Raw genomic sequence first — 18,124 nt, forward strand, 5'->3', positions numbered from 1 at the left:
ATTCCTCCCGTTTTGCGCGCGCCCTTGAGGCTGCGTCGTTTACTCCGCCAACAAAATGACGGTTGAAAGCGGTGGTAGATAGATTTTCGCGCTCGCAGCCTGCCCATGGGACGGATCAGCGGTAGCCTCTATCTCACCCAAATTCCCCCGACCGCCGCCGCCATAGGTTTCGGCGTCGGTGTTGATCACTTCACGCCATCCGCCGACTTTGGGAAGTCCGATGGTGAAGGCTTTTCGTTCGACCGGTGTCAGGTTGCAAATGATGACGGCGTTGGGTGAATCACCATGACCGCGCCGAAGCCAAGCGAACACAGAGTTCTCTGGGTCGTTCGCCTCGATCCATTGAAAACCTTCTGGGTCAGCGTCGCGCTGATGCAGCGCGGGCTCAGTGCTGTAGACCGCGTTCAGATCACGGACCAGTCGCTGGACACCAGCGTGGCGCGGATCGCCAAGAGCATCCCAGTGGATTTGCTCATCGTGCTTCCACTCGCTGCGCTGGGCGAACTCCTGGCCCATAAATAGCAATTTCTTGCCCGGGTGACCCCACATAAACCCGTAGTAGGCGCGCAGGTTGGCAAACTTCTCATCCTCGTTGCCGGGCATTTTCTGAAACATCGAACCTTTGCCATGCACCACCTCGTCGTGACTGATCGGCAAAATGAAGTTCTCCGAGAACGCGTAAATCAGCCCAAACGTCATCTGGTTGTGATGGTATTTTCGGTGCACAGGGTCGTGCTCCATGTACGACAGCGTGTCGTTCATCCAGCCCATATTCCACTTGTATCCGAAACCGAGCCCGCCCTGATCAACTGGCGCGGAGACTTTTGGGAAGCTTGTGCTCTCCTCCGCTGCAGTCAGAATTCCTGGAACCGCGCCATAGGCCGCTGCGTTCATCCGCTGCAACATGGCGATAGCTTCAAAGTTTTCGCGTCCGCCATCCTTGTTCGGGACCCATTCGCCCTCCGTACGCGAGTAATCGCGGTAAAGCATGGACGCCACCGCATCGACACGCAGGCCGTCAATGTGGAACTCTTCAAGCCAATAAAGCGCATTTGACACAAGGAAGTTTGCGACTTCAGTGCGCCCATAATTGTAGATCAGCGTGTTCCAATCCTGATGAAATCCCTCCTTGGGGTCGGCATGCTCGTAAAGGGCCGTTCCATCGAATTGCCCTAGTCCATGCGCGTCAGTGGGAAAGTGTCCCGGCACCCAATCGAGAATAACGCCAATCCCAGCCTGGTGAGCGGCGTCGACAAGGTCACGAAACTCGTGCGGCGGGCCGTGGCGGATCGTTGGGGCAAACAGGCCAACTGGCTGGTAGCCCCACGATCCATCAAAAGGATATTCGCTGACCGGAAGCAGCTCGATATGGGTGAAGCCCATGTCCTTGACGTACTCGACAAGTTCTTCTGCCGCTTCCTTATAGGATATCGGCCGCCCGCCCTCTTTACGGCGCCATGAGCCGAGATGAACCTCATATATCGAAATCGGCGCACTGCGGTCGTTGCGGCTGCCGCGCTCACCCATCCAGGCATCATCGTGCCAACCATACCCGGAGATGTCGCGGACAACGGAGGCGTTTGCCGGTGGATGCTCCGAGCCGAATCCAACCGGATCGGCCTTCAAGGGCAGTAATTCGCCAGTTGGCCCTCTAATTTCGAACTTGTAGACGGTGTTTTCGCCCAGCCCTGGCAGAAATATTTCCCAGACCCCTGTGGTGCCGCGCTTGCGCATCGGGTGCCGACGACCGTCCCACTGATTGAACAGACCAACCACCGAAACCCGCCCTGCATTGGGTGCCCAGACTGCAAAGTGGGTGCCCCCCACCCCTTCGCGAACGATTGTATGGGCACCTAGTACCGTCCAGATGCGTTGATGCGTTCCCTCATTGAAAAGATACTCATCGACCTCGCCTATCACCGGACCGAAGGCGTAGGGATCATGGAAGCTCCAACTGTTCCCTGCGTGGCCGGTCGCTGCCAATGTATATGGGGCGGAGCCCGAAACGCGGCCGGCAAAAAGACCGTCAAGGCCTGGCACTGGCGCAAGCGGAAACGACTTTTTGCCAACGTCTGCAACCACAGACACAGCGTCCGGAACAAACGCGGTCACGTGGCGGTTACCGTTAAAGATGTGCGGGCCAAGCACAGAAAAGGGGTCGCCGTGGCGACCTTCTAGAATTGCCGTAAGGTCTTGCCGGGAAGCGGGGTGATGGGCTTCGGGTACTGTGGAAACGGCCATGGTTGATACGCTAAGCCTTTGCGCACGAACTGCAACCGTGACGACCTAAATCAATGAACGGGCGTCCCACACATCCCTCATATAGCCGCGGATGGTACGGTCCGATGAGAACCAACCAGAGCGCGCGGTATTGAGCGCCGCCATTCGGAACCAGCTATCGCGATCCTTGAACTTCGCATCCACCTCGCGCTGTGCGCGCCAATAATCGGTGAAGTCAGAGGAAACGAGGAAATAGTCCGGGCCTGACACATTCTCGACGATCCCCTTATACCGATGCGGCTCTTCGGGGCTGAAGACACCTGTTTGAATTGCGTCCAGTGCCGCTGCAAGGCGCGGATCGTGCGCGATCGCCTTGCCTGCGTGGTCATCAACCGCGCGACGTGCCACGACCTCGTCGGCTGTCATGCCAAACAGGAAAAAGTTATCGGATCCAACCCGCTCGCGGATTTCCACATTGGCACCGTCGAGTGTGCCGATGGTCGGCGCGCCGTTAAGCGCGAACTTCATGTTTCCGGTCCCTGAGGCTTCCTTGCCAGCGGTGGAAATCTGCTCTGACAAGTCGGCCGCGGGGATCAGCCGCTCAGCCAGCGTTACATTGTAATTGGGGACGAAAACGATCTTCAGATAGGGGCTGGTGTCTGGATCGGCGTTCACGACGGCAGCGACGTCGTTGATCAGGCGGATTATGTCCTTGGCAAAGAAGTAACCAGGCGCCGCTTTTCCTGCGAAGATCTTCACTCTCGGCGTCCAGCCCGCATCAGGATCGGTTTTGATCGCTTGCCAAAGCGCGACCGCCTCGATGATGTTCAGATGCTGGCGCTTGTACTCATGCAAGCGTTTGATCTGCACATCGAACACCATGGTTGGATCAATGGTAACTCCAAGGGAATGGCTGAACCATTGTGCCAGTTCGACCTTGTTTGCGTCTTTAGAGGCAGCGTAGGCCAGCCGAAACTCCGGATCATCGACATGCGGTTCCAGCTTGGCGAGTTGTTCGAGGTCGGCGACCCAGCTTTCACCGATCCGCTGTGTGATAAGCGCGGACAGAGATGGGTTGCAGGCGTGCAACCAACGTCGCGGGGTGACGCCGTTGGTCTGATTGACGATCCTGTCGGGATGCAGCCGGTTCAGTTCGTCGAAAACCGTGGACTTCATCAGCTCGGTATGGAGCGCTGACACACCGTTCACGCGGTTGGCCATGATGAAGCTCAGTTCACCCATTTTGACCACACCCGGCTCCCGGATGGCCAGCTTTCGGCTCGGGTTCTGTTTGGAATGCGCCCCATCAATCTGGTCTATGATCTCCAGATGACGGGGTAAAAGGCGGCCAAACAGGCCCTCCTCCCAACGCTCCAGCGCCTCCGGCAGAAGCGTGTGGTTGGTGTAATTGAGCGTATGGCGCGCAAGCTCCATCGCGTCATCGAACGGAAGCCCGCGTTCATCGCTCAACAAACGGACCAGTTCCGGGCCGGCGATAGCCGGGTGGGTGTCGTTGAGCTGGATAGCAACCTTTTCTGGCAAGAGCCGCAGATCGTCATGTTCGCTCTCAAACCGGCGCAGAATGTCGGCGAGCGATGCAGCCGTGAAGAAATACTCCTGTTTGAGCCTTAGTTCTTTTCCAACATCCGTTGTATCGTCCGGGTAGAGAACCCGGGAGATTGTGCGCGCCATCGCTTCCTCGCTGGCTGCGCCAACGAAGTCCCCCTCGTTGAAGCTCTCAAGGTCGAAGGCTTGGATCGGTTTGGCTGACCACAGGCGAAGGGTGTTCGCCCATGCGCCGTTCCAACCCACTATTGGGGTATCATAAGCAGCTGCAACGACCGCATTGGTTGGCGTCCAATTGGCTCTGCCGTCCTTTTGGCGAACCTCGCCACCAAACCCCAGGCGGTACCGGGCTTCGGGACGTTCGAACTCCCAAGCATGGGTTTGCTGCAGCCAGGTTTCCGGCTTCTCGATCTGCCGACCGCCAGAGATCGATTGCTTGAAAAGGCCGTGTTCATAGCGGATGCCATATCCATAGGCTGGCACGCCGAGGGTCGAAAGCGATTCAAGAAAACAGGCTGCCAGACGGCCAAGCCCGCCATTGCCCAGCGCCGCGTCGGGCTCGTCAGTGATGACAGCCATCGGGTCAAGGCCAAGTGAGGACAGACTTTCGCAGGTCTCATCAAACAGGCGCAAGTTCACCAGACCGTCCTGGAGCAGCCGCCCGATCAGGAACTCCATGGAGAGGTAATAGACCCGCTTGCTACCGCGCGCATACGCTGTGCGCGTCGAGGCAAACCATGCGTCAACTATGCGATCACGCAAGGCATACGATACGGCCATGCGCCAATCGTAAGTGGTTGCATGATCAGCATCTTTTCCGACCGTATAGATGAGATGGTGCCGTATCGCGTCGCGCATGGGCATAGACAACCCGGAAGGCTTGTCGAGCATTGGGGGAACCTATGTCTGGTTTTGGATCGCCACAGGCTGGCAGGGGCTAATCAACGTACTTTTTTACGCTCTATGCATGCAGCAAAAAGGACACTCCGAAAGTATGTATGCAACACAGCGGTGCCGAAGGTCGCAAGTGGGCAGTGCTGAAAAAGAACCTCGCTTGACCCCGTTTTGAACAATTTGTCCCAGATGCCCAGAGGCGTGTTAACTGGGCCTGTCTCTGAATCTGCTTTCGCTAGAGCGTATTGCGGCGTAAATCCTCCGTTACCAAGCGCCTCTTTGCTCCGGTGGGGGCGATGCATGAGCCCGGAAGGGAACCCCATGGAGCCAGTCCAAACAGCAATTGGTTACCAAAGAATCGCCGTTCTTGGCGCCGGTGCCTGGGGAACGGCGCTGTCGTGTGTTGCCAGAAGTGCCGGTCGGAGCGTGGTCCTTTGGGGCCGTGATGCCGAAGCGTTGCACACAATCGCAAACGAACGGACCCATCCCAAGCACCTGCCTGGTGTTCCGTTACAAGCGGGGATCGAGACGTCCCCGGTTATGGAGCAAGCCGTCAACGGCGCCGAGGCCGTGCTCGTGGTTGTGCCCTCCTACCATACACGTGAAATATGCACTGAGCTCGCGCCGCTGCTTGCGACCGATGTGCCCGTCGCCCTCTGCGCAAAAGGGATCGAAGAAGGCACCGGTATGATCATGACGCAGGTCGCCGAAGACGTCCTGCGAAGCAATCCGGTGGGTGTCTTATCGGGCCCGACATTTGCGCGGGAAGTGGCACTCGGACACCCAACATCGGCAACCGTGGCATTCGCTTTTTCACCTTTTGATCGTGTTCAACCCATCAGCAATCCGGCATCTCGGCTCTCTGTCACGCTGGGGACGGAAACCTTCAGACCCCACGTTTCCGACGATGTCGTTGGGGTTGAGATCGGTGGCGCTATCAAAAATGTGATCGCCATAGCCTGCGGGATGATGACAGGAGCTGGCTTTGCAGAGAACACCCGCGCAGCCCTTATCACGCAAGGGATCGACGAGATGCGTCTGATCACCGAGGCGCTCGGCGGGCGGCTTGAGACAGTGACGGGGCTGGCGGGGATCGGCGATCTTTCGCTGACATGCTCCAGCCCAACCTCACGCAACATGAGTTTGGGCGTCCAGCTTGGAAGCGGTCGCAAAAGGGCTGAGTGCTTCGACGGTCAGCCTGTCGTCGTCGAGGGGGAGCTAAACTCCAAAACGGTCACCGATCTGGCGCGTCGGCTCAGACTGTCGCTGCCCGTATGCGAAGCCGTCCGCTCCGTACTTCACGACGGTGCCGAGTTCGGCACAACGTTTGCGCGCTTATGGGCTCGTCCTCTGGGTGCCGAACCATCGGCCATGCGGCTTTCGCTCCAGCATCCTGCGTCTGACGCTGCAATTACCGAATTCGCCAAGCGCCTGGCCTGACCACAACCCATCATACCGTGGCACGAGGCACCGTTGGGCGCCCGACGCCAGCATGGTCAAATGATGGGAAGCAAGTCGCTTGCAAATGGTGCCCCTGACGGGAGCAACATTGAACTCGGTTCTCGAGGAATTGGCGAGTTGGGAAGAACAGCTAAACCACGTTGAGCCGCATCCGTTCGAGGCCCGTTCGGAGCGTGAAATTGAGGAGCCGCAGCCATGAGCGGTTCCGACGTTCCAACTATCAGATCGGTGTTTTCAGCGAGCGTGATACCGAAGTCCAAACGCCGTCCACCTGTCTCGATCCGGTTTTCGGATGACGAGCTCGAACAGCTGCGGTCGTGGGCGGATGACCGTCCGCTTGGAGCCGTGGTGCGTGAACGGTTGTTTGGTGCGAATGCAAAGAAGGGCCGGAAGGTCGCGTCGCCACCAAGGCAGCGGAAGGCAATTGCGGGAGCGTTGCGTCGTCTTGGGCAGTCTCAAATCGCGGCATACCTAACATCGCAGATTACCGCGCTTGAGGAAGGCCGTTTGATGTTATCGACGTCAGAAGAGCAGCAACTGCGTGATGCAGATCGCGAGTGCTACCTCATACGCGGCGATCTCGTGAAAGCGCTTGGTATCGATGCCGATCATGGTGAGAGCACCTCGCCATGATCCTGCACGGCAATCAGCGAGGTGGCGGCAAGGATTTGGCGCTTCATCTCATGAAGGATGAGAATGAGCGTGTTCAAGTGCATGAGCTGCGCGGCTTTGTCTCCGACACGTTGATTGGTGCCTTCACCGAGTCTTACGCCATCAGCAAAGCAACCCGCTGTAAGCAGCATCTCTATTCCCTGTCGATTAACCCGTCCAAGGATGCGGATGTTGACGACAGCGCCTTTGTGGACGCGGTGGAGCAGGTGGAGAAGAAGCTGGGGCTATCCGGTCAGCCTCGCGCCATCGTGTTTCATGAGAAGCGCGGCGAGGATGGCGAACTGCGCCGTCATGCCCATGCGGTGTGGTGCCGGATCGATGTTGATCAGATGAAGGCGGTGCAGATGTCGCATGATCGGCACAAGCTACGGGATGTCTCTCGTGATCTGCATATTCAGCACGATCTGACCATGCCCAAAGGCCTGATTAATTCCAAAGACCGAGACCCGCGCAACTTCACCCTTGAGGAATGGCAGCAATGCAAGCGCGCAAAGAAGGACGTTCATGAGGTCAAGGACACATTCAAAGATGCGTGGGCTATCTCAGACAGCCAAGCGTCCTTCGCCCATGCTTTGGCAGAACAAGGCTACATCCTCGCCAAGGGTAACCGCGGTCATGTGGCGGTCGACTACAAAGGCGAGAAATACGCCATATCCCGCTATGTAGGGATCAAGGCCAAGCAGGTGCGCCAGAAGCTTGGTGAGGTTGACGCGCTGCCAGATGTAGAACGGGCGCAGCAACTTGCTGCTAAGCAGGTCATAGATCGCTTAAACGTTCTGAAATCAGAAAAGCAGGCTCAAGCGAACCGCATAGCCAAAGCTGCGCGCAGCGAACAGAATCAAGTTAAGAAACGACAAGCTCGCGCCACGGATGCTCTAAGACTGGCACACGCCCAACGACAGGAAGCAGAGGAGCAATCACGCCAAGACCGCCTCCGGAAGGGGTTTATGGGCCTAGTGGATCGAGTGACAGGTAAGCGCAAGCGCACACTGCTTAAAAACCAAATGGAGAAAGCCGCAGCCGATCAGCGCGACCGAACCGAAGTACAGTCGTTGCAAAACCTGCAGTGGCAAGCCCTTGCGGAGCGCCGCAAACGGAACATCACAGCCGAACAGCCCTTTAGAAACGCCATTAAGGAGCTTGAGACCGACATTGACGCCTGCAGGAAACCGACACAACAAACACTGCATCGCGATCAAACACGATTAGCGGCTAAAGACTTAAGACAACGATCTTCGTGCGGCTCTCATTCCAGGCAAAGCCGGCTTAATCCATCGCCGGAGATCTAGCAGTGGCAAACCCATGCTTAATCGCATTTCCACTTAGTAAACTGAAACTTGTAAAACTGCCGCCTAAAGCAGAGTTTTCGAGCATCGTCTCTGCCAAACATCTTATGTGTTACCATCCACAGAAGAACGACGTTTGTCACAAACCGCAGTAAGCAGCTTGACGCATAAGTTTTTTTTCCATTAGTTCAAATATCGCATTTTTGACACAAATTGGTCATGTTCAGTTTTCTCAGAGTTTTTCTCAGAAATTTTCGCCTCGCGCTTTTGAGTTCCGGTTTTTGGGCCGGTTGCTGGGCCGTCGCATTTCTTCTATCGAATGCCATTGTTGAATTTAGCATAAGAACTTCCGACCTAAACGGGGCTTTGTCCGAAGGAAACCAAGTGCAAATCACAGCTTTTGCACTTACGGTGACCGTTGCTTCCAGCCATATACCAAAGTTGATTTCCTACCTTATGGAGTGCGGCACTGATTTTCAGAACGTGTTTGACAGCGGAACGAGAAAATCCGAAGGCCTGCACTACACCAGGTTCTTTTATGCTTCGTTTTTCCTTATATGCGCGTTCGCAATGATATGGGATCGAATCGAATTTTCTAACCAGAGTGTAGATATTATTTCATTAGAATTCGGCATATACTCAGCTAATCTTTGGCCTATTATTGCCTTAATCTACTCTACACAGTTAGTTTTTTCTTGGCCCCAGGAAGACAGCGGTGCGCAGCTCATGGGCTCACCAACAGCATCAAGCAACGCGCCGGTACAACAAAACCAACTGTAATTATCCACATGTCATTGACTTCATTCTTTGAATCATGTTTCCAGTACGAGGGTTTCTTGCGATCCTTCGGGAGATGGAACAGTTGAAGGATCAAGATACCCTAGTGCCATGGTTCACCCGAGCGGTGACGCATTTGCTTGGCGTTAAGATGGTGTCTTGTGCACCCGTTTTGGCAGGGTCATCTGATAAGCGTTCCGTTACGGATGCCGCGCGTCGCGATTTGCCTCTGTCTGAACCACCCATAGAGACGGTATTTTACAATTTAAGACCTGATAGGACGGTTTTGAACGACCATCTTGGATCACGATTTGACTACGTCATTGGCGATTCAGACGCAGAGAATGATCCAGTTCTGAGGATCGGCAACTTTGACATGATTTACTGGTCGAAGATTGGCCTTGATCACGTATATGATTACAATCAGGCTATCATACTCAGGTCCGCTGACTTACCCGCTCAAGATGCCGATCCGCAAAGTACAGATAAGAATTGGCTTTGTATAAGGCGTGTAGGCGATGAGAGTAGAAAAGTATTCGCTGGCAACGGAGATATATTAGTTCGGTCAAAGCAATCAGATGGAAGCCTACTGACACAAGCTGTCCCCAGAAGTATAATTGTGGGTTACGTTTACGGAAAATATCATATCGTGAATAAAAACTTTGTGAGGGCCGCTACATCGGCGCCTCTATATAAGCCTGAAGGCATCTCATTTGATAACTTTTGAATTCATTCATCTGATTGGGTGAAGCAAGTTCTTTAGCATAGTTGCACAGCGCCAATGCAATGAAGAACTAATATGCAATTATTATTTGAAGATTTTGCAAACAGACTGCGCCTGGATTTCGTCGCAGAGCAATCACCAAGTCTTAGCGAACGCACCTTTGGCAGGGGGGAGAAACGGGGGGCGGCACGCACCCCTACCAATTGCCGCTCGCGGCGTTTGGCAAGGGCGCTGGTATGACCAGCGCACACCTTGCGTGCATTAGATTTTCCCAATTTCACCTTTCAACAGGTGTTACCAACGGATCGGACTTCCCGCCCGGTGGTCCTTGCGCGTCGGCACCGAACGTCGTCAAGAAACGTCTTTCGTTTTCGATATCCTTTGTATGCACAGCCCACCCAGGGACCGAGAAGCAATCCCGTTCGTCTCTAAGAAGAATGCCGGAGCATCAAGCAGTTCGGTAGGTCTCTAACTTACCGGCGATAAAGTCCGTTCTTCTGCTCTGACCTGAGACCCGTTTCTCCTCCAGCCATTAGAAGAACCCGCCGGTTGGTGCACTGAGACCGAACTTTGGACCGCCGGGAGTTGGATTTTTCCGGCTCTTGCACTGAGACCGAACTTTGGACCGCCGGGAGTTGGATTTTTCCGGCTCTTTCACGATGACGGGCTGATAGCGCCACCGGGATTTTGCAATGCGACCGGGACGTTATATCCGATCGCGCTGTGGGGACGAACCTCGTTGTAGTCTCTACGCCAAGTCTCCACCTTTTCGCGGGCATCGGCAAGCGTCAGGAACCAGTGAGCGTTTAAACACTCTGCTCGGAAGCGGCCATTGAAGGCCTCGATAAACGCATTTTCGGTGGGTTTGCCGGGCCGAGAGAAGTCGAGCGTGACGCCGTTGGCATAGGCCCACAGGCCCATGTCTCTTTATACGAACCCCAACCCTTGATCGACCCGAATGGTCTTTGGATAGCCGCCCTCTCCACACACACGATCCAGCGTAGCTACGACGTCCTCACCTCGATAGCTGAACGGTAGATCAAGAACCGGGACGTAACGATAGAATGTGTCGATCATGGTCAGGACCCTGATCTTCCGCCCAGTTGCGAGCTGATCACATTGCGACACCAATATTCTAACTTTTATCTCCATGATCAGGTCATGCTCGACGGAAAATTCGCGTACATTCTTAGCGATCTTGCCCGACAGATTATCGTTTTCGTGTACTCGTTTTGCGCCAAAATATTCGGATGCTTTATTTTGCTCCTGCACGTATTTTCACTGTTGTACACGCGCGCTCTATTTGCTCCACTATGATCAAACTAAATAGCTCAGTGGTCAATATGCGTACCTTTTATGGTCGTCCTCTTAAAGCGATTAATGGTATTTCAGCGAGCGTTCGCCGATGGAAATTGAACATATTATTGCTTGCGGGCATTATTGCGCTGCACTCTTCTCCAACTGTGAGCAATGACGCCCAGACAAATAACGTGGATACTGTGGGGCTTTTTGGGAACGGTGGTATTTCTATATATACCATTAGTACCGATGTATCATTTAATAATTTTTCTTATTCGATTCTTTATAATTATTTTTACCAGATTGGTTATGATATTATTTCAGGCAATCCACGCGGAATATACGTTATTTTCGGCGACGATATCATCGTCCGTCAGTCTATCTCTCCCCCAATCCCAGATACACCAGACGCCCTTCTATCTCTTATTAACTCTCACACGTACGAGGATACTAATTGTCAGTCGCGCGCTGGTCCTGATCTATTCATTATTGCAATCTCCAATCTACTTCCAGCTCAAGCTGAGAAGTGCGTCACATGGCTATTGATGGATTTCTTAGGTCATCGCCAAGACCCACGAGATGACACTGCGCGGACCCGCAGCCCCCGGGAGGATCTCATGGTCTTAAATTCACTGATCGCGCCAAATGACTGACAACACCCAAAACACTTCGTCTCAATCCGCAGGAATAGTAAACTTCGGCTTGACCGCATTTGGCCAAGCCACCGTTCGTGTAGGAGAGTTCGAAGTCGGGCCAGAGTTCGACGCAGACCTAATCAGCCGCGCGATTAGTTTCGACTTTCTATATGGCGTCAGCGAGGCCTCTCAGTCTGCCGTGAACGGCAGAACAACGATTGGACCGAGTTTTCTAAACCTTAGCTTGGGCGATCAAGGCTTCTGGCAAGTAAATGTTGATGTAGGTTCACCCTTTTATGATTATGAAGCTACTCTCCGAGATGACTATCTGTCCTTAGGCGTCACGCCCAACTTAGGTCGTCGACTCTTTGAGAACTCGCCCGTAGGCTTCGATATTTCTGCAGGCGTAAAGGTCTCCGCCAGTCTCTTTAACGAAAGCGAGATTGATTACAACTGGTTTGATTTCTTAAACACTGGTGTCAACTACCTTTATAATTATCCCAGTCTGTTATCCCCATCCTCAACACCAGACGACCCATTTGTTCAGCCAGGTGACCCTTATATCACCGAGGATTGGTTCTCGGTCGGCAGTCGTTTTCCGTCCGATGAAGCAGGATATTTACTTCCTACCCTTTATCTCACCAGTAGCACAAGTTTTATAAGCCGCTTACTAAATGGCGTCCGAGACTTTTTTACGGTCATTATAGATGAGGTTACTTGGCTCCTGGGTTTACCTATTGTTATCGATATTGGAGCAGACGGCGTTGAAATTGCGCCCCAGCATCAGAACTATACATTTTTCGATTTTGACAACGATGGATATGCAGAGCGCACGGCATGGGTCGGCAAAAACGATGGTTTACTAGTCTATGATGCAAACGAAGACGGCGAGGTGACGGCCTCTGAAATTGCCTTCGCGACACTTACAGATGTTGACGATACCGACCTGCAGGCGCTGGCGGCCTTATTCGATACCAATAACGACGGCTATCTTGATAACGCGGACAGCGAATGGTCAAAGTTTCGTGTTTGGCAAGACTACAACAGCGACGGCAATGTTGATGCCGGGGAATTGAAGCCAATACAAGACGTAGTCCAAAATATTCGTTTAATTCCCGACAATGACCAACAAGGACTTTCTCTTTCTGACGGAACATTTTTGTTTAACGTAGTTGACGTTCTATTGACCGATGGAAGGACAAGCTCAGCAGCAGATGTGGCCTTTGCGTATAGTGAAAGTGGCGTGAAGCGGGACGATCAAAATAATAGAAGCATATTTATTTATGAAGATGGTGGCGCCGTTGAACACGTCCGATTAGATAATACAGAGATTAATTTCTTAATCGATAATAGACAGGCGGCTAGCGGATCCAATCATCCATATTATAATGGACCTTCGTATATTACTTCAGTCATTGGAAATGATTTAGACAATATTTTAGATGGTGGAGACGCGATTATAGACATCGGTTTATCGGGCGCAGCGGGTGATGATACTTTAATCGGCGGTATCGGAGACGATTATATATCTGGCGGAAATGGTGCTGACATTATTATTGGTGGTACCGGCGTCGATATTCTACAAGGCGGAGCTGGCTCCGACAGCATACAAGGTGGTGCCGGTGATGATACACTGATTATTGACACCGAAGACCTCATGGGAGCGATCAGCGGAGGAGAGGGGATAGATACGCTCGTTTTTGATGGGGATCAGGGCAAAACGTTTTATATGCAGGGTCTGGACGTTGAACTGCTTATCGCGGGTGGCGGTAATGATCATATATACATTCCTTCTGATCCTGATCAAAGAAACCAGGCCTTTGACCCCAACGATAATCTTACACCTTCGTGGTTCCTTATTTTTCCTTCAGATAGCGAGCAACCGGCGCTTAAATCGTTTACTGTAGATGCTGGGGGCGGAGACGATTACCTGTATGGCTCCATGTCGAGTGATGTGCTGATCGGTGGCGAGGGTAATGACCATTTACTTGGCGGCTTAGGAAGTGATCACTATCTGTACAAAATTGGGGACGGAACCGATATTATTTCTGAGGGACAAAATATTTCGGATGACATCGATACCATTCGGTTCGTGGATGAGACGACTATAGAAGATCTTGCATTAGACTTCACATCAGCAAAGGATCTAATAATACACCTTCGAAATCCGGTCACAGGTGACTTTGACAGAGATTCTCAGACAGGACTTTTGAACGGGGATTATATAAAGATAAATGGTCAGTACGACCCCGCGTTGGCGTCTTCCGTTGAATATCTCGTATTCTCTAATGGCTTATATATTGAGCTCCAGTATTTACACCTCACTTTTACGCCAGGGCAACTCTGGCATCTGAGTCAATTCCACAATCAATATTGGGCCTATGGCAATGGTGCATATGCGAGTAGCGTAATTGGAGACGGCGAAGACGGGGTATACGGGCAAGCTAATGATATAATTGATCTTGAAACAAGAAACCAACTTATTTCAGGTGAGCAAGCCTTTTCACATACCTTTATATATGCAGGCGTAGGCGACGATCACATCACGGGCACGCCAGAGAATTCCCATTATTTTTACGCGTTGGGTGATGGCAACGATACAATTATTGATCGTGGTGGTGACGACAGTCTTTTCTTCGGAAGGGACATTAGCCGAGACAACCTCGAATTCTTGATTTCCGGAACGGATCTTACCGTCCTTATTCGCTACGCGGATGACCCAAATAAAGATGGGTCAATATTTCTTAAGGACGGCGCCGCAAGTGCGGCGACTGGCTCGGGGGATGCCGCTTTCGAACGGCTAGTATTTACTGACGGGTCAACAGTTAGTTTGGCCGAGATGGTGGGCTTAGCATTAGCATCGAACGGCGATGATACCATCAGTTGGGATAATACGGCTCTCTCAATTGATGGAGGAGACGGCAATGACACAATAATATCTGGCGCCCGAGATGATTATTTGTTTGGCGGCAACGGAGTGGACACTCTCTCATCAGGGGGTGGTGATGATCTTCTCAATCCCGGCAAGTCTGACGGATTTACACCACAGATTCTAAAGGGGGGGGATGGCGACGATGTGTATGTCGTTGATCGCAACGCCGGCGAAGTTCATATTGCACCAGACGCGGAGTTGATTGATGGCGGCTTTGACGTACTTTATCTTCCAGACTTATTATTCGCTGACATCACAGTCTCTGTAGTCGCGGACTCTAGCATTTCGTGGCTTGTTCTATCTTGGGATGGAGATCCAAACGGAAGCGTTCGTGTTGCGCAGGATGGGACGCGAATTGAGCGATATGTTTTCGCGGATGGGACTACAATCGATGGGTTCGATTTTGATGCTAGTGGTCTTGCGGTTCCTCGTCTGAACATCAACCAATATCCAGAGGAATTTTCACAAGACGGCTGGTTGCGTTCTAACGTGCCAGGTGGCTATCGGCTTACCGATCAGTCTGATCAGACCATTTTCGTAGACTTTGCTCAATTGCAGCCGTCGGACCCGGCTAACCTTGAGATAGACGGCACAGGCTATCAGGGTATTGAGGGTGACGACCGCGCGAACTCTCTTAGCGCCGTTGAAGCCACCGAAAGCAGCATTCTCATTGGAGGTTTGGGCGCGGACACCCTCACAGGTGGAATAGCTGACGATACCCTGTACGGCGACGAGGGCGCTGATACGCTTCACGGCAGACGGGGCGACGACATACTGCTCGGCGGAGACGGCGCTGATAAGCTCTTCGGGGATGGGGAGGAGTATATAAGCACCAGAACTTTCAACCAATCGATTGCAAGTGCTTGGTGGACTTCTCGAGAAAAACTCATTGGTGATGTCGATGGAGACGGACGGGATGACTTAATCGCTTTCACCGAAGTTGATGATGAGAATGAAAATGGCCAGATTCATGTCTGGCTCGGGCAAGGCAATGGGGACGCGGCGCCAGGCACACTGGACTTCGATGCGGCCGCCCAAACGACCACCCACGGTTTAGCTGGAAGTTGGTGGGCCGAGCGGGAAAAACTGGTCGGTGACGTGAACGGTGATGGGCGCGTTGATATCATCGCGTTTGTTGGCGGTGATGCCACTGACACTGAAAAGGTTATTGTTCTGTTCGGTCAATCATCAGGCAGTTTTGCTGGGGTGGCCCACACCTTCGACGGCATCGGCGGCTCATGGTGGGCTGATCGAGAAAAGTTCATTGGTGATGTGAACGGCGATGGCTTTGACGATATCATAGCTCTAACCGGCGGAAACATCGACAACGGTCAAAGCATCAACCATGTCAATGTGTGGTTCGGTAGCCAGCAAGGGACATTCACGCTTGGCCAACAGACAATGGATGGCCCAAACGGTAGCGCCAACTCTGCAATCGCAAACATCTGGTGGGTCACACGAGAGAAATTTGTCGGCGACTTCAACGGCGACGGTCACACTGACATTCTCGGATTGATCGGCGATTCTACAAACAACGCGTACGTCTGGTTTGGCCAAAGCGACGGGAGCTTTGTGGCCGGTCCGAGTACACAAACGGAGCTAGCCGGCGTCGACTGGGTGGGACGCCAGAAGTTCACCGCGGACATTAATGGTGATGGCCGCACGGATATCGTGGCATTGTACGGTGATGGATCCGGAAAGGTCTACTCGTGGCTTTCCACCTCAAATGGTCAGCTGGTTCGAGGCGATGTCGTCGCAGATGACCTAGCAAGCGCCTGGTGGGAGTCGCGTCAACATCATATTGGCGACGTAAACGGCGATGGTCTCGATGAGGTCATCGCGCTAGCCGGCGACGGCAGCGAGGAAGTTCTTATACGGACTATCGAGACGGGTCACGACCGTCTTGTTGGGGGAGCCGGAGACGATGAGCTGTACGGCGGCTCAGGCAACGACATATTGGCAGGCGGCCCCGGAGATGATCGACTTTTTGGTGATGATGGGATTGATCACCTGCTTGGGGGAGACGGCAGTGATGATCTTTACGGTGGCGATGGTGGCGATACTCTAGACGGCGGCGCGGGTAAAGACAGAGCTAACTACACCAACGCGCGCTCAGGGGTTACCGCCAGCTTGGCGGACCGGTCACTCAATCAAGGCGCTGCCCTAGGTGACGTCTATTATCGTCTTGAAGATCTTATGGGGTCATCTTTTGACGACGTGCTAATCGGAAATTCGCAAAGCAATAGTCTTTGGGGTGGCGAGGGCCAAGACGAACTCCTCGGGGGCGATGGAGACGATCAACTAATCGGTGGATTGGGACCTGATATCCTGTCAGGAGGGGCAGGTGTTGACTTGGCCGGATACTTAGGCGCATCCGCGTGGGTAATCGCCAACCTTTCTAATCCAAGTCAAAACACTGGCGAGGCAGCTGGCGATACGTTTAACAGCATAGAAGGTCTGCAGGGTTCAGCTTACGATGATACGCTGATCGGCGATAGCGGGAATAACCGGCTATTTGGGGAGAATGGATCAGACACCATTTATGGTGGAGCAGGCTCGGATGAATTAGATGGCGGTGACGGAAACGATAACCTGAGTGGTGGGTCGGGTTATGATACGCTCTGGGGAGGTGGCGGAAACGATACGCTGGCTGGCGGGGAAAATTTCGATATCCTCTACGGCCACACTGGTAACGATATACTGGATGGGGGTGGCGACGATGATATCCTGTCGGGTGGTGGAGGGAATGATACCCTTATTGGGGATGAGGGTAACGATACCCTAAACGGAGACGGCGGCAACGACCTTCTTTCAGGCAATCAGGGTGATGATGTACTTGTAGGCGGTGCCGATAACGATGTCCTCAACGGCGGCGATGGCAATGATCAATTATTCGCAGGCTCAGGCGACGATGTCTCGCGGGGGCAAGCGGGTGATGATTTTATCTCCTCCGGCGCGGGTGACGACACACTTGAAGGCGGCAGCGAGAATGATAGCCTCTTTGGTGGCTTTGGGGTCGATACGCTCTTAGGCGATGCTGGAGACGATTACCTTCATGCGGGCGCTAGCAACGATTTCCTGTTTGGGGGTTCTGGTAACGATATTTTGGAAGGCCGAGAGGACGACGACGTTTTAAATGGAGGCGCGGGCACTGACACCCTCACCGGCGGAACCGGAGCCGACACATTTGTCTTTGGCGTTGCATTTGGGCACGACACCGTTAAGGACTTTCAAAACAACATTGATCAGCTTGATCTGACGGCGTTCAACTTCGCCGCCGTCAACGGCGCTCTGTCATTTATGACCGAGGTGGCTGGCGATGTGATCTTCGCCTCCGGACCCAACACGTTCACCATTGAGAATATCACAAAATCGCAGCTGACCGACGATATCCTGATTTAGTGAGGACGCCAGATCGTCAAGATAGATAGGTGCTAGCCCTATCTGTGCATTTGTGCGGCCGTTTGGCCTGTTGGCGGGCTCCAAGGTGGCGATGAGCACTGCTCCGCAAGCATATGATCTCGAGGCAATTCGGCGATTAAGCGAACACGGCACAAAGGCGGATATTGAGGCCACCCTAAACTCCCTTCTCCAGGACCACATGAAACTGTTGGATTACGTGCGAGAATTGAGTTCGGCTCAATGCAGCCCCAAACTA

At 53.1% G+C, this 18,124-nt stretch carries 8 protein-coding genes and 1 pseudogene; 6 read left to right on the forward strand and 3 right to left on the reverse strand.

Annotation, left to right across the window (positions count from 1 at the left end; all coding sequences use genetic code 11):
• Positions 1 to 39 precede the first annotated feature (39 nt).
• Entirely contained in the window at positions 40 to 2,241 is a 2,202-nt protein-coding gene (glgB, locus tag AAF739_01330) for a 1,4-alpha-glucan branching protein GlgB (GenBank protein ID MEM6381289.1), read from the reverse strand.
• A 45-nt stretch (positions 2,242 to 2,286) separates the two neighbouring features.
• Positions 2,287 to 4,677, reverse strand: a complete 2,391-nt coding sequence (locus tag AAF739_01335) for a glycogen/starch/alpha-glucan phosphorylase (GenBank protein MEM6381290.1) — start codon at positions 4,675 to 4,677, stop codon at positions 2,287 to 2,289.
• A 303-nt stretch (positions 4,678 to 4,980) separates the two neighbouring features.
• Here AAF739_01335 and AAF739_01340 point away from each other — a divergent pair, with 303 nt between their 5' ends.
• From AAF739_01340 to AAF739_01355, 4 genes are all read left to right on the forward strand, one after another.
• Positions 4,981 to 6,120: an NAD(P)H-dependent glycerol-3-phosphate dehydrogenase gene (locus AAF739_01340; protein ID MEM6381291.1), complete on the forward strand. Its 1,140-nt coding sequence runs from the start codon at positions 4,981 to 4,983 to the stop codon at positions 6,118 to 6,120.
• Between the two features lie 216 nt (positions 6,121 to 6,336).
• Entirely contained in the window at positions 6,337 to 6,774 is a 438-nt protein-coding gene (locus AAF739_01345; GenBank protein ID MEM6381292.1) for a hypothetical protein, read from the forward strand.
• Positions 6,771 to 8,102, forward strand: coding sequence for a relaxase (locus AAF739_01350; GenBank protein ID MEM6381293.1), 1,332 nt, complete (start codon positions 6,771 to 6,773; stop codon positions 8,100 to 8,102). Before AAF739_01345 ends, AAF739_01350 begins: the two co-directional genes overlap by 4 nt.
• Before the next feature lie 381 nt (positions 8,103 to 8,483).
• Positions 8,484 to 8,879, forward strand: a complete 396-nt coding sequence (locus AAF739_01355) for a hypothetical protein (GenBank protein MEM6381294.1) — start codon at positions 8,484 to 8,486, stop codon at positions 8,877 to 8,879.
• 1,375 nt (positions 8,880 to 10,254) lie between these two features.
• On the opposite strand, the pseudogene AAF739_01360 reads toward AAF739_01355, so the two are convergent.
• Positions 10,255 to 10,716, reverse strand: a pseudogene (locus tag AAF739_01360) (integrase core domain-containing protein).
• Between the two features lie 197 nt (positions 10,717 to 10,913).
• On the opposite strand from AAF739_01360, the gene AAF739_01365 reads away from it, so the two are divergent.
• Both AAF739_01365 and AAF739_01370 read left to right on the forward strand, forming a co-directional pair.
• Positions 10,914 to 11,552 (forward strand): hypothetical protein, encoded by a 639-nt coding sequence (locus tag AAF739_01365; protein ID MEM6381295.1) that lies wholly within the window; start codon positions 10,914 to 10,916, stop codon positions 11,550 to 11,552.
• A gap of 181 nt (positions 11,553 to 11,733) precedes the next feature.
• Positions 11,734 to 17,868, forward strand: coding sequence for an FG-GAP-like repeat-containing protein (locus AAF739_01370; protein ID MEM6381296.1), 6,135 nt, complete (start codon positions 11,734 to 11,736; stop codon positions 17,866 to 17,868).
• The last annotated feature ends 256 nt before the right edge of the window (positions 17,869 to 18,124 follow it).

This window comes from Pseudomonadota bacterium (assembly GCA_039024915.1).
Classification (GTDB): Bacteria; Pseudomonadota; Alphaproteobacteria; order Rhizobiales; family MH13; genus MH13.